This window comes from Nocardioides marmoribigeumensis, assembly GCF_031458325.1.
GTDB classification, from domain to species: Bacteria; Actinomycetota; Actinomycetes; order Propionibacteriales; family Nocardioidaceae; genus Marmoricola_A; species Marmoricola_A marmoribigeumensis.
Window position 1 is genome coordinate 2,043,109 of the sequence record NZ_JAVDYG010000001.1, and the last position, 12,993, is coordinate 2,056,101.

General features: G+C 74.4%; 9 protein-coding genes. 1 reads left to right on the forward strand and 8 read right to left on the reverse strand.

From position 1 onward, the window contains the following. Positions 1 to 7: 7 nt before the first annotated feature. The gene (locus J2S63_RS09790; protein ID WP_310301712.1) at positions 8 to 985 is read right to left on the reverse strand and encodes an endo alpha-1,4 polygalactosaminidase; all 978 of its coding nucleotides are present in this window, start codon (positions 983 to 985) and stop codon (positions 8 to 10) included. A gap of 150 nt (positions 986 to 1,135) precedes the next feature. Next, positions 1,136 to 2,083, reverse strand: coding sequence for an endo alpha-1,4 polygalactosaminidase (locus tag J2S63_RS09795; protein WP_310301713.1), 948 nt, complete (start codon positions 2,081 to 2,083; stop codon positions 1,136 to 1,138). 103 nt (positions 2,084 to 2,186) lie between these two features. Between J2S63_RS09795 and J2S63_RS09800 the strand changes: the two genes are divergently transcribed. Next, positions 2,187 to 3,752 carry a sensor histidine kinase gene (locus J2S63_RS09800; RefSeq protein ID WP_310301714.1) on the forward strand — a complete coding sequence of 522 codons (1,566 nt, stop codon included), beginning with the start codon at positions 2,187 to 2,189 and terminating at the stop codon, positions 3,750 to 3,752. Here J2S63_RS09800 and J2S63_RS09805 read toward each other — a convergent pair. The 6 genes from J2S63_RS09805 to J2S63_RS09830 form a co-directional block, all read right to left on the reverse strand. Then, positions 3,712 to 5,277: a hypothetical protein gene (locus tag J2S63_RS09805; protein ID WP_310301715.1), complete on the reverse strand. Its 1,566-nt coding sequence runs from the start codon at positions 5,275 to 5,277 to the stop codon at positions 3,712 to 3,714. The genes J2S63_RS09800 and J2S63_RS09805 overlap by 41 nt on opposite strands. Before the next feature lie 276 nt (positions 5,278 to 5,553). Further along, positions 5,554 to 7,044 carry an amino acid adenylation domain-containing protein gene (locus J2S63_RS09810; RefSeq protein WP_310301716.1) on the reverse strand — a complete coding sequence of 497 codons (1,491 nt, stop codon included), beginning with the start codon at positions 7,042 to 7,044 and terminating at the stop codon, positions 5,554 to 5,556. A gap of 55 nt (positions 7,045 to 7,099) precedes the next feature. After that, the gene (locus tag J2S63_RS09815) at positions 7,100 to 8,386 is read right to left on the reverse strand and encodes a sensor histidine kinase (protein WP_310301717.1); all 1,287 of its coding nucleotides are present in this window, start codon (positions 8,384 to 8,386) and stop codon (positions 7,100 to 7,102) included. 18 nt (positions 8,387 to 8,404) lie between these two features. Further along, positions 8,405 to 9,073: a response regulator transcription factor gene (locus J2S63_RS09820; protein WP_310301718.1), complete on the reverse strand. Its 669-nt coding sequence runs from the start codon at positions 9,071 to 9,073 to the stop codon at positions 8,405 to 8,407. Positions 9,074 to 9,149: 76 nt separating this feature from the next. Further along, positions 9,150 to 9,992 (reverse strand): COG4705 family protein, encoded by an 843-nt coding sequence (locus J2S63_RS09825; RefSeq protein WP_310301719.1) that lies wholly within the window; start codon positions 9,990 to 9,992, stop codon positions 9,150 to 9,152. Positions 9,993 to 10,071: 79 nt separating this feature from the next. Further along, positions 10,072 to 12,963 carry a DEAD/DEAH box helicase family protein gene (locus tag J2S63_RS09830; protein WP_310301720.1) on the reverse strand — a complete coding sequence of 964 codons (2,892 nt, stop codon included), beginning with the start codon at positions 12,961 to 12,963 and terminating at the stop codon, positions 10,072 to 10,074. Between the last annotated feature and the right edge of the window lie 30 nt (positions 12,964 to 12,993).

Consider the following 12,993-nt stretch of genomic DNA (forward strand, 5'->3'; position numbering starts at 1 on the left):
CCTCAGCTCACCAGACGGTGGGCGAGGTGGTCGCGCACGGGACGCGCCCACCGTTGTTGGGCAGGCCCAGCTGGAACCTCGCGGTGTTGAAGTGCCGGTTCCTGGAGTCGCTGCAGATCGTGCTCCACCGCTTGAGCATCGGCTTGTACTCCGCGACCCAGACCGCCTTGTTGAGCTTGGTGAAGCTCTGGAGGCCGGGATAGGTCTTGCCGTCGGCGGGGTTGTAGACGCTCGTGCACTCGCGGTACTGGTAGCACTCCTCGGTGAGGTTCCAGTCGAAGTACGGCGCGAGGTCGTGGGCCTGCTCCAGGTCGCCCTTCATGCCGACGCTCAGCCCGAGCTCGTGGGCCCAGGACGCGACGGCGATGTTGTAGCGGATCTGGTCGGCGTAGGTGAGCGGGAACCCGGACCGGTTGCTCCACCCGGTCATCTCGTCGGGCTCCACGGCGTCGAAGCCCTTGTCCTTGCAGCGCTGCATGCGTGCCTTCATGATCGGCGCCAGCTCGTCGACGCGACGGATGTCGAGCCAGTAGGAGTCGTTCCAGCCCGAGTCGGCGTTGCCCCAGATGCGGGGGGTGATGGCCTGGAACTTCGCGGCGTCGTCGCGGTAGGTCTCGTAGACGCCGACGTCGATGTAGCAGATCACCTTCTTGCCCATCGCGTGCAGGGCGCTGACCGTCGCCGCGGAGTTGTACTCCAGGTCGATGTCGTAGACGTCGGGTGCCGGCAGCGGCTTGCCGGTGGGGTCCTGCAACCCCATCTGCACGGGGTCGTCGAGGTCGAGCGTGTCCTCCAGGACCCACTGGAAGGCCAGGGGCCTGTCGGCGGTCGGTGACCAGACTCCGGTGGCGGCGCCGGCCGGGCTGGAGAGGCCGACGGCCGTGAGGCCGGCGGCGCTGGTGAGCGCGAGAGCGGCGAGCGCTCCCGAGCGGAGTCGGCGCACCAGCCGTGGGGCGTGGCGGTGCAGGTGGTGGGTGAACGACATGGAGTCCCTCCCAGGCTCTGTCGTGTGCGGGTCCCCCGAACACGGGAACACTAGGGAGGAAACGGATGAAGAAGAGTAAAACGGGACAAATGGGTGCAGCACCCAAGCATCTGTCTAGAGGACTAGTCCGCGCGCCGGGAGCGCGCGCCCTCACCACCGGCGCGGCGAGGTGGTCCGGCACGGCAGCCGGCCACCGCCGGTGGGCAGGCCGAGGCGGTAGCGCGCGGTGTTGACGTGGTGGGTCCGGGAGTCCGCGCAGATGCTGCGCCAGCGACTGCTGGAGAAGCGGTGGTACTCCGCGACCCACACCGCCTTGTGCAGCCTGGTGAAGCTCTGCAGCCCGGCGTGCACCCGACCGTCGGCCCCCGGCCCCTCGTTCCACACCCGCGTGCACTCGCGGTACTGGTAGCACTCCTCGGTGAGGTTCCAGTCGAAGTACGGCGCGAGGTCGTGGGCCTGCTCCAGGTCGCCCTTCATGCCGACGCTCAGCCCGAGCTCGTGGGCCCAGCGCGCGACCGCCTTGTTGTAGCGGATCTGGTCGGCGTAGGTGAGCGGGAACCCGGACCGGTTGCTCCACCCGGTCATCTCGTCGGGCTCGACGGCGTCGAAACCCTTGTCCTTGCAGCGCTGCATGCGTGCCTTCATGATCGGCGCCAGCGCGCGGACCCGTCGGATGTCGAGCCAGTAGGAGTCGTTCCAGCCCGAGTCGGCCCTGCCCCAGATGCGGGGCTTGATCGCCCGGAACTTCGCGGCGTCCTGGCGGTAGGTCTCGTAGACGCCGACGTCGATGTAGCAGATCACCTTCTTGCCGCGGGCGTGCAGCGCCCTCACCGTCGCCGCGGAGTTGTACTCCAGGTCGATGTCGTAGACGTCGGGTGCGGGCAGGCGCGCCCCGCCGAAGGTCCGCAGCCCCATCTGGACCGGGTCGTGCAGGTCGAGCCGGTCGGCCAGGACCCAGTGCAGCCTGGAGGGGTGCGCGGACGTCGGCCTCCACCACCCGGTCGCGGCGGCGCTCGTGGGGGCGGCGCGGACCAGGGTCGCGGCGCAGAGGAGGGCGAGCGCGACCAGGAGCAGACCGCGAGGGCGGGAGGTGGCCATGACCCAGCGTAGGTCGGTCGGACGGGCACCGTCAGGTCGGACGAAGGGTCCTCTTTCGGGGGTTCCGGTTGCCGGGCCCCCCGGGCTGGGGCAGAGTCACCCCGTGCCGTCCGAGTCCTCCGGCGACCCCTCGACCGGGGCGAGGAGGTTCACCTCCGTCCGGGAGTCCTGGGCCGAGTTCTGGGCCAGCCCGGTGCGCATGCGCGTCTACTACTCCCTGGTCATCGTCTCCGCGCTCGTCCTGCCCTGGGCGGTCCCGCTCGGCCTGGAGGTCACCGCCCCGGAGTGGGCGACCGTCCTCACGCTCGTCGCGATCTCCGTGCTCAACGTCGAGATCAGCCGGCACCTCTCGGGCGGGATCGCGACCACGCACCAGCCCCACAAGGCGCTGTCGGCCTGGGCGTTCGCCAGCGGGCTCCTCCTCGCCACCCCGTGGCTGCTGGTCGTCGTGCCGCTCTCCTACGCCCACGCCCGGTGGCGGGGCATCCGGGTGCCGCTGTGGAAGTGGATCGGCTCGGCGGCGTACCTCGTGCTGTGCGGCTACGCCGTCGCCTGGGTGCGTCACCTGCTGCTCGGCGACCGGGTCAACTGGATGGACGGCCAGGGCGGTCGAGGCCTCGCCGTCATGCTCCTGGCCGGGGTGGTGTTCCTGGCCCTGGAGGGGTCGCTGTTCTGGGGCAGCGCGCTCTTCAACCACCGCGAGGACGAGGTGTGGCTGCGCGCCACCCTGCTCAGCCCGAGCTTCTACCTCGCCGAGGGCGGCGTCCTGCTCGTCGGCGGCCTGCTCAGCGCGGTCTGGACGGGTGGGTCGTGGTTCAGCCTCTTCTTCGTCCCGATCTACGTGATGATCCAGCACGCCGTCCTGCTCGTGCCCCTGCGCGAGCGCGCCGCCGCCGCCGAGATGCTGGCGGCGAAGAACCGCGCGCTCGGCGAGCTCAACGAGGACCTCGAGGAGGCCAACCAGTTCAAGGTCGACCTGCTCGGCATGCTCGGACACGAGCTGGGCAACCCGCTCACCTCCATCGTCGGCTTCGCGGAGTTCGGTGCCCTCTCGGCCGCGCGACGCCGCGAGACCGAGTCGCAGCGTTCCTTCGACGTGATCGGGCGCAACGCCGAGCAGATGCGGACCGTCCTCGCCGACATCCTCAGCCTGGTCACCAGCGAGCGCGGCGCCCTGACCGCCGTGCCCGAGCCGTGCGTGCTGTCGCTGCGGCTGACCCACGTGCTCGCGGGCCTGCGCCGCGCCGACCTGCCGGCCGTCGACTGCCCACCGGACCTGACGGCCATGGTCCAGCCGTCACACCTGGACCAGATCGTCGGCAACCTGCTCAGCAACGCCGAGAAGTACGGCGGCGGGGTCGTCGCCGTGCGGGCCTCGACCGTCGAGGACGGCTGGGTGGAGGTGGCCGTCGTGGACCACGGGTCGGGGGTGCCCGAGGAGTTCCGTCAGCACCTGTTCAACCGCTACACCCGGGACACCGCCACCGCCGAGCAGGTGATCGGCACCGGTCTCGGGCTCTTCATCAGCCGCGAGCTCGCGCACGCCAACGGTGGGGAGCTGCTCCACCGGGAGGCCGAGCCGCAGGGGTCGGAGTTCGTGCTCCGGCTGCCCGGGACCCGACCGGGTCCTAGGGCAGTGGGCGTCCCATCGGTCGCGCCCGCGCGCTGACCATCGCCGGGTCCGCGGACCGGGCGCGCCACACCTCGAGGTCGCCCTCCTGCCGCACCCGCTGGTAGTTGCGGGCCAGGACCTTCATCGCGTGGGTGTCGTCCATGCCCCAGTCCTGCAGCTTGTCGGTGCGCGTGACCACCCAGGTCGCCCGCTGCTGGGCGAGGACGGGGGTGAGCTTGGTGAGGTCGGGGTCGTCGGTGAGGACCGGGACGCTCCACAGCTGGGGGTAGGGGCTGTTCATGTCGGCGGCCTCGAGGATGGTCGGGCGCCCGAACGCGACGACGGCGGTGCGGCCGAGGTGGGCGTGCTCGCGGAGGTAGGTCGCCACCGCCTTCTCGTCCGCCGAGCCCTGCGGCGGGTCCTGGAGGAAGGGCACGGTCACCACGCACGTGGCGGCGACCACGCCGCCGACGATCGCCAGGCGCGGCGCCCAGCGCCACCAGCCCGCCCGGGGGTGGAGCCGTCCCAGCGAGAGGGCGAGCACGAGCGTCAGCCCGGGCACGGTCCCGACCAGGTAGTGCAGCCAGAAGCCACCGCCCCCCTTGACCGAGAAGGCCTCGAACAGCACCAGTGCGGTCGCCACCCACGCCAGGGCCGGGTCGTCGGGACGGATGCTCCCGCGGGTGGCGGCCGGTCGCGCCGCCGCGCGCTCCGGCGTACGACGGACGCGGCGTGCCAGGGCGCGCCAGGCCCGGCGCGGGACCAGGAGGGTGGGGAGGAGCAGCAGGACCCACGGGGCCCCGCTGGAGGTGAACGCGCCGACCATCTCGCCCCAGCGCTCGGACTTGGCGTGGCTGGGACGACCGAGGACCTCGGCGGCGCGGAAGCGGTACATCACGACCGCGTCCCACAGACCGCCCAGGCTCGTGCCGCGCTGGATCGCCAGGAGCAGGAGCGGGACGACGAGCGCGACCGCGCCGGCCAGGGCGCCGAGGACGACGTCGCCCACCGGCCGCCAGGCCCGTCGTGCGGCGAGCACGAGCACCAGGCCGCCCAGCAGGACGCCGACGTCGAGGAGGTTCTGCTTGATCGAGAGGGCCGCCGCCCCCGAGGCGCCGGCGCAGACCGCCCACCACAGCCGGGCCCGGCGGGACGGGTCACCGACGGTGGCGCGGAGGGCGCCGAGGATGCCGGCCATGAGGAACGGGAGGGCGAGGATCTCGCCGTCGACCACGTTGACGTCGAGGTTGGGGGTGGAGAGCAGCGCGGCCGTGAGCACCCCGGCCCAGACCGCCGGCCAGGTGCGGCCACGCGTGAGGGTGCGGGCCACGGCCACGGCGAGCAGGACCGAGGCGACGGCGGCGAGCAGGCCGATGACCCGCAACGTGATGCTGCCGCCGAGGTGGGCGGCGAGGCTGTAGATCGCGGTGATCCCGGGCGGCCGCGAGACCCAGTAGTCGCCGTAGAGGCTGCTGCCGTGGGACCACTGGGCCCCCATGCGGAGGAAGCCGGCCTCGTCGGGGCTCAGCGGGGCGTGGATCAGCGCGAGGCGGACGCAGGTGACGCCGGCGAGGGCGGTCAACAGGACCGCGAGGGCGCCGCGGCGCTGCCAGCGGGGAGGAGCCTCGGCCCGCGGCCGGGCAGGCCGGGCAGGTGGGGTGGTTCCCGTGACACCCGCGTCACCGGTCGTCGGCTCGGGGCCTCCCGAGCCCTCCCAGGTCGTCTCTCTGCGCACACCCCCAACGTGCTCAATTGACCCGGCACTCATGCCAACAGCGGGTGACGTTCTTCTGGACGACACCTGGCTCCTTCCCTCTCTCGCGCCCCCGGTGTGAGCATCCCCACCTCTCCCACGGTTCTACACGGTCGGCGGGTGCCAGGCGTGGCCCGGCCGGACGGCCCTCCAGACCACCAGGTCGCCGGACCGGAAGGCCGGGCGGTAGTTGCGCGCGAGGAGCCGCTCCGCGCGGGTGCCGTCCAGGCCCCAGGCGGTCAGGGCGCGGGGGTCGACCAGCACCCACTGCGCACGCCGGTGACGGATCAGCGGCGCGAGCTGCCGCAGCCGGGGGTCCTCCACCCGCATCGGCAGGCTCCAGATCAGCGGGTAGGGGCTGCGCATCCCGGCGGCCTCGAGGATCGACGGGTGCCCGAACGTGACCACCGCGGTGCGACCCAGGTGGGCGTGGTCGCGGAGGTAGCGGGTGACGGCGACCTCCGCGGCCGGTCGCGACGGGGGGTGCACGAGGACCACGCCGAGGCCGACCACGGCGGAGGTGACCGTCGCCCCCAGGACGGTCCAGGTCGGCAGCGCCGGCAGGTGGCCGCTGCGGTGGCCCGTGGTGAGGGCCAGGACGAGGGCGAGCCCCGGCACGAGCCCGACCAGGTAGTGCAGCCAGAACGAGCCGCCCGCGGTGACCGAGACCAGCTCCCACGCGACCAGCACCGCCGCGACCCAGCCGAGCAGGGGGTCGGACGCGGTCACGGGTCCGCGCCTCGCGCCGGGGCGGTGCAGCAGCTCGGGCAGCCGCAGCAGCACCAGCGGGGCCCCGGTCAGGACCAGCGCGAGCCCGAGGTCGCGGGCCCGGGTGGCCGCGGCGTGGGTCGGGGCCGAGAGCACGTCCGCGGCGCGGAGCCGGAACAGCACCACGGCGTCCCACAGCGCCGGCGGCGACGTGCCCCGGGTCCAGGCCAGACCCAGCACCACGGCACCGGTCAGGGCGGCTCCCACGACCGCCCCGCCGGCGAGCAGCAGGGCCGCGCGCGGACGTCGTCGTACGGCGAGCACGACGGCCAGGCACGCGACGGCCACGACGACGTCGGCGAGGTTCTGCTTGACCGAGAGGGCGGCGGCGCCGGCCGCCCCCGCGGCGAGCGCCCAGCCGAGGTGGCCCCGTGGCGCCAGGGTGGCGCGCAGGGCGGCGACCAGGCCGGCGAGGAGGAACGGCAGCGCGAGGACCTCGCCGTCGACCATCGTCACGTCGAGCAGGCGGCTGGAGACGAGAGCGGCGACGAGGCCGGCGGTGGTCGCCGGGGCCCAGCGACGGTCGGGTGCGACCGTGCGGGCGAGCCGGGCGGCGAGCAGCACGGACACGACGGCGGCCAGGACACCGAGCAGGCGGAGGCCGGTCGCGCCGTGTGCGAGGGCGAACAGCGCCAGGAGCCCCGGCGGCCGGTCGACCCAGTAGTCGCCGTACAGGCTGCGTCCCGGCGACCACTGCCGGGCGATCAGCAGGAAGCCGGCCTCGTCGGGGCTGAGCGGCGCCGCCAGGAGCAGGAGCCGGACCGCCGCTGCCAGCGCGGCCGCCAGCACGACCACCTGGGTCGGGCCGGTCACGCGCGGACGCCGCATGCCTCCTCATCGTCGGCACCTGACCTGCCAGCGACCTGACCGGTGCGGGTCCGCGTCAGTGGGCGGTCGGCAGGACGACCTCGAAGGTGGCGCCGGGGCCGCCGCCCGGTCGCAGGCGCACGTCGCCGCCGAGGCTGCGCGCGACCCGCCGCGCGAGCGGGAGGCCGAGGCCGCGGGTGGTGAAGACCTCCTGGTCGCCGACCCCCGGCCCGTCGTCGCTCACCAGGACCCGCACGCGCCCGTCCTCGACCTCGGCGGTGACCGAGACGTGGTCGGCCAGCCGCAGGGCGTTGTCGACCACCGGTGCCAGGGCGCGGGCGGCGAGGTCGGCCGGAGCGGCCACCCCGGTGGCCGGCACGCGGACCGTGGTGCGGTCCTGCCCCCCGAGCCCGCGCACGACCTCGGCGACGGTCTCGGCCAGGTCGCAGCGCCCGGTGCCGTGGGCCAGGGCGCGCGCGACCTCGAGGAGGCTGGTGATGGTGGCGGCCATCGAGCGGCAGGACGCCCGGATCTCCTCGACGTCGGCCCGCAGGTCCTCGTCGAGGTCGTCGCGCTGCGCCACGAGCTCGGCGGCGGCGGCCACGGTCGTCAGCGGCGTGCGCAGCTCGTGGGCCAGCTCGGAGGTCAGCCGCTGCTCGGCGAGGATCGCGCGGGCGACCTTGTCCAGCAGCCCGTCGAGGGTGTGGCCGAGCTGCTCGATCTCGTTGCGGGGCGGCCCGAGGTCGAAGCGGCGGTCCAGGTCGTGCTCGCTCCACTCCTCGGCCGTGCGCGCCATCGAGGTCACCGGTGCGAGCACGCGGCGGCTGACCAGCGCCGCCGCCAGGGTCGTGAGGACGACGATCACGACGCCGGCGACCGCGGCGACGAGGAGCGCCTCCTGCTGCTCGTCGGCGTAGGGGTCCAGGGGCTCGGTCACCACGACGACCCCGACCGCACCGGTGCCCAGGACGAAGCGGCGGGCCATCACCTTGACGGCGCCGCGCTCCGTCGTGGCTCTCACCACCCGGTCGCGGGGGGAGGTCGAGAGCCGGGCGTAGAGCCGCTCCAGCCCGCGCGGCGGGACCCCGGCGACCGCGGTCGCCGCGGCGTCGTACACCACGACGTCGGGGGGCAGGCCGCGCACCACCGGGACGCTGCCGGTCGACAGTCCCCGCGCCTCGGCGACCACGCCCTCGGCGCGGGTGCGGAGCACCCGCTCGACGGCCGCGTCGGAGGTGTCCTCGAAGGCGAGGTGGGCCACGAGCAGGAGCACCAGCGCGGCGAGGGTGGCCAGGGCCGCGGTCGCGACGACCGCACGGCGGCGGTACGACGACAGCGGCTCCGCCCCCTGCGGGGTGCTCACGGGGTGCTCACGGGGTGCTCATCGCAACCGGAACCCGACCCCGCGGACCGTCTCGATCCGGACCGGGGACCGGATCTCCTCGAGCTTGGTGCGCAGCCGGCGCACGAAGCTGTCCACGGTGTTCTCGCTGACGATCGCGCCGTCGGGCCAGGCCGCCGCGACCACGGAGTGCCGCCGGACGACCTCCCCCGGGCGGGAGGTGATCGCGGCCAGCATGCGGAACTCGGTGGGGGTGAGCAGGACCTCGGCCGACTCGGTGCGGACGGCGTGGGTGAGGGGGTCGAGCACCAGACCGACGGGTCCGGGGTCGGCCACCGGTGCCCGGCGGCCGAGCACCTGGAGGCGGGCGAGCACCTCGCTCAGCTCGAACGGCTTGACCACGTAGTCGTCGGCGCCCACCGCGAAGCCCTCGAGCTTCTCGTGGGTCGCGCCGAGCGCGGTGAGGAAGAGCACCGGGGTGAGCTGCCCGGCCGACTTGAGCGCGCGGACCACGTCGCGGCCGTCGGCGTCGGGCAGTCCGATGTCCATCACGATCGCGTCGAGGGTCGCGTCGGTGAACTGGCGCAGGGCCTCCCCGCCGTCGTGGGCGACCACGACCTCGTGCCCCGCGCCGCGCAGGCCGCGGACGAGCAGCCGGCGGATCGGCTCGTGGTCCTCGCAGACGCCGATCCTGAGCGCGGTGGTCACGGGTCCTCCTGAGGTGGGAGGGCCCAGCCTGACGCAGCAGGGGGAGGCTGCGCCAGGCCGGGTGTCCGGGGTGGGGTCAGGACGGGTCGGCCTGACCGTGGGGGTGGTGGGGCAGCAGGTCGTGGCGGTGGTCGTCGTGGTGGCCCTCGGGCGGCTCCTCGTCGGCGCGGGTGACGGTCAGGTAGAGCACGACGGCCAGGATCGTGCCGAGGAAGATCAGGCTGGTCCACATCGTGCCGAGACCCAGGCCGCCCTCGCTGCGGTCGGAGGCGAGGAAGTCACCGATGTTGGCGCCCAGCGGGCGGGTGAGGACGTAGGCGACCCAGAACGACAGGACGGCGTCCAGGCCGGCCCGCCACGCGAGGAGCACGGCGATGCTGAGGCCCAGCGGCAGGAGGATCGAGACGCCCGGGCTCCAGCCGGTCAGGTCGAGGGTCCAGTCGCCCAGGGCGGTGCCGAGGGCGAAGGTCACCAGGACCACCAGCCAGTACCACGCCTCGCGCGGCGTCGTCGTGATCGAGTGGATCGACAACGTGCCCTCGCGGGCGTACCAGAGGCCGAAGACCACGGCGAGCAGGATCGAGAACACCGTGGAGCTGATCCACAGCGGGACGTCGTGGGCGTCGGTGAGGTTGTCGGTGAGCAGCGTGCCGAGGACCGAGATGAGGACGACGGCCAGCCAGTAGACCGACGGGACGTACCTGCGGAGGCGGAACTGGACCGCCATGACGACGACCGTCGCGACGCCGAACAGCACCGTCGTGGGGACCAGGCCGAAGCCGAGGGTCTCGTTGACGTAGTCGGCGAAGCTCTCGCCCACCGTGGTGCACAGCACCTTGATCACCCAGAACCACAAGGTGATCTCGGGGACCTTGCTGAGCATCTGCCGGGCGGTGCGCGAAGGGGCGGTAGCGGTCATGCCTCGAAGGGTGCGGGGTCGAGCCTGCACAGAGCCTGACTGGCGCGAGGACGCTCAGGACGCTCAGGGCGCGCGAGTCTCAGCGCCAGTGGCGGCGCAGGACCGTGGTGGCGGAGAAGGGGTCCGTGCCCTGGGCCGCGGCCAGGGCGCCCGCGCCGGCGGGGCTGCCGGTGAACAGCACCTGCCCGTCGCCGACCCAGTGCCGCCAGGCCGCGAGCAGGCAGGCCGCCCGCTCGGCGTTGACGCCCAGCATGTCGGGGACCTGGTGCCACACGACCCCGTCGGGAACGAGGGCGGCGAGGGCGGCGACGGCTGCCCGCGGGGTGCGCAACCGCACCCGGTCCGGCAGCTGGGGGCGGCCGGTGAACGTGGACCGCGACACCACGTAGCGCGGGGTCCCGACCGGCGCGAGCAGGTCGTCGAGGGTCTCGGCGAACAGGTGGGCGTCCTCCTCGGAGGAGTCGAGCCGGCAGCGGTGCTCCCCTCCGGCGTGCACCTCGACGACCACCGCCTGGGCCCCCGCCCGGGTCAGGCTCGCGGCGTGCAGCGCGTCGGCGACGGCCGCCGCGCACCGGGAGGCGGTCGGGGTGTGCCCGGCCCGCTCGGCCTGGTCCACCGCCCAGGCGGCGTAGGCGTGGTCCCGCCGTCGTCGCCGATCGCGAAGGACCGCCACCCCGCCCGCGACCCCGGCGAGGCCGCCGAGCCCGGCCAGGCCCACCAGGGTGGTCGCGGTGGTGAGCAGGGGCGTCCCCCCGGCGACCACCGCGGAGGCGAGGACGGCCCCGGCCGCGGTCGGGTCCTGCCAGCCCGAGAGGTCGTCGGGGCCGAGGTCGGGGTCGCGGACGTCGACCCCGTGGGGACCGAGCAGCACCGTCGGCGGCACGAGCGCCGGCCGGGAGACCGACTCGTCGCCGACCGCCACGACGGGGGCCGCGTGCGGGCCGACCACCCGCAGCGTGGCCGCCACCTGGTCGGCGTACGGCTCCCCGACGCGCCAGCGCGCCCGCACCTCCTCGCGTCTCCCGGCGCGCTCGCGCATGCGCGTGTTGACCGCGGCGAAGTCCGCCACCGGCGGCGGGGCGTACGGCGAGAACGTCGCGTCGAGGTGCGCGACGCCGTCGACGACGTCCCCGTCCCCGTCGACCCCGAAGAAGCCCTGGTGCTTGCGGACCAGCCGGCCCCAGTCGTTGGCGCCCTTGGGGTGGGCGTCGCTGACGCAGACGACCGTCCAGCTGGTCGCGACCTTGTCCGGCCAGGCCGGGTCGGTGCGCAGCGCGCGGCCGCGGGTCTGGACGACCGCCGTCAGGGTGGTCGCGGTGGTGAGGTCGACCAGGCCGGTGATGCTGCGCGCGTCCCACCCCTCGCCGAGCAGCCCGCGCGTGCCGACCAGCACCTGGGTGCCGCCCTGTTCGAGGAAGGCGGTGACGTGGCCGACCCAGTGCCGGGGGGTCCACGGGCCCTCGACCGTCGCGACCGGGCCGTCACCGACGACCTCCAGCCGGCCCGCCCACCGGGGGTCGCGGCCGGCGACGAGGTCGACCAGCGCCTCGAGCGTGGGCCGGGCGCCCGCCACCGTGGAGCCGGTGACCAGCATCGGGGAGAGCGTCGCGGTCGTGGGGTCGGTGACCAGCGCCTCCACGGCGGCCAGGGCCGACCCGGACTGCACGTCGAGGACGCCCTGGAGCCCGGTCGGCAGGGTCGCCGAGGCGCGCTCGTGGTCGCAGAGCACCAGCATGCGGGTCCGCGCGCCCAGCACGGACAGCTCGTGGGCGACGATCCCCACCGCGGCCGTCGTCTTGGCGTGGGAACGGGCCAGCACGCGGTCGATCGGGGTCCGCCCGCGGCGCACGCCACGGCGGGTCAGGACGTAGCCCACCGACGGGAGCGCCCGTCGTACGGCGTCCAGGACCTCGGCGTCGCGCGGGTCCTCGCTGCGCAGGAGGTGGCGCCGCGCCCAGTCGTCGACCAGGTCGGCCCAGTCGTCGGCGTCGGGGCCGCGGCGGTGCTGCTCCAGCAGCCGGGCGCCCTCGGGCAGGTCGAGCAGGCCGGTGTGCACCAGCCGGAGCGCCGCGTCGGTCAGCGCCGGCTCGGCCTTGGCCAGCTCGGCCCAGGTCTGCACCTGCGGGACCGGGGTCACGAAGCGCGCCCGGGTCCACTCCAGGAACGGGACGGAGCCGAACGCCGGGTCCGTGAGGTACGCCGTGAGCTCGCGCCAGCGCGTCGCCTCGGCGGCCAGCCACTCCTCCTCGTGGGCGGTCGGGGTGGTCAGCCAGGCCAGCTCGGCGAACGGCGCGAGGTGTCCCTCCTTGACGACCGCGGGGACCCCCACCCGGAAGACGACCTCCCCGAACAGCTCGTCGACCTGCCGGGCCTCGTCGGGAGTGAGCGCGTCGGGAGGGGTGGCGGTCAGGCCGAGCACGGTCGCGTCCCCGACGAGGTGGAGCAGCTCACCGAGCAGGCGGCCCCAGACCTCGAGCAGGTGGTGGCACTCGTCGAGCACGAGGACCAGGCCGTGCCCGTCCGACGCGACCTCGGCGAGACGCTCGACCAGCTCGCGGCCGTTGGCGTGGAGGCGGTCCAGGAGCACGCCGCCCAGGCCCTCCTCGACCGTGGCCCCCGGGTCGTCGTCGACCTCCGCGTCGGCGTCGAAGACCGCGACGGACTGGTAGGTCAGGCAGGTGACGGGGAACGTCAGGTCGCGGTCCACGCCCGCGACCAGCCCCTGGTCGCGGGCCGCGGCGACCCACTGCGCCTGGATCGCGGTGTTGGGCGAGAGCACGACCGCGCGGGTGGCGCCCTCGCCGAGGAGCCGGGCGACCGTCTCCAGGCCGACCCGGGTCTTGCCGGCCCCCGGGGGCAGCACCACCCAGGCCCGTCGCCGGTCCGCGGCCCACGCCTGGTCGAGCGCCGCCAGCGCGCGCGCCTGGTGGGTCCGCAGCGGAGGCAGGCTCTGCGGACGGGAGGCACTCACCCGTCCTATGGTGCCGTCCGGGACGCCGTG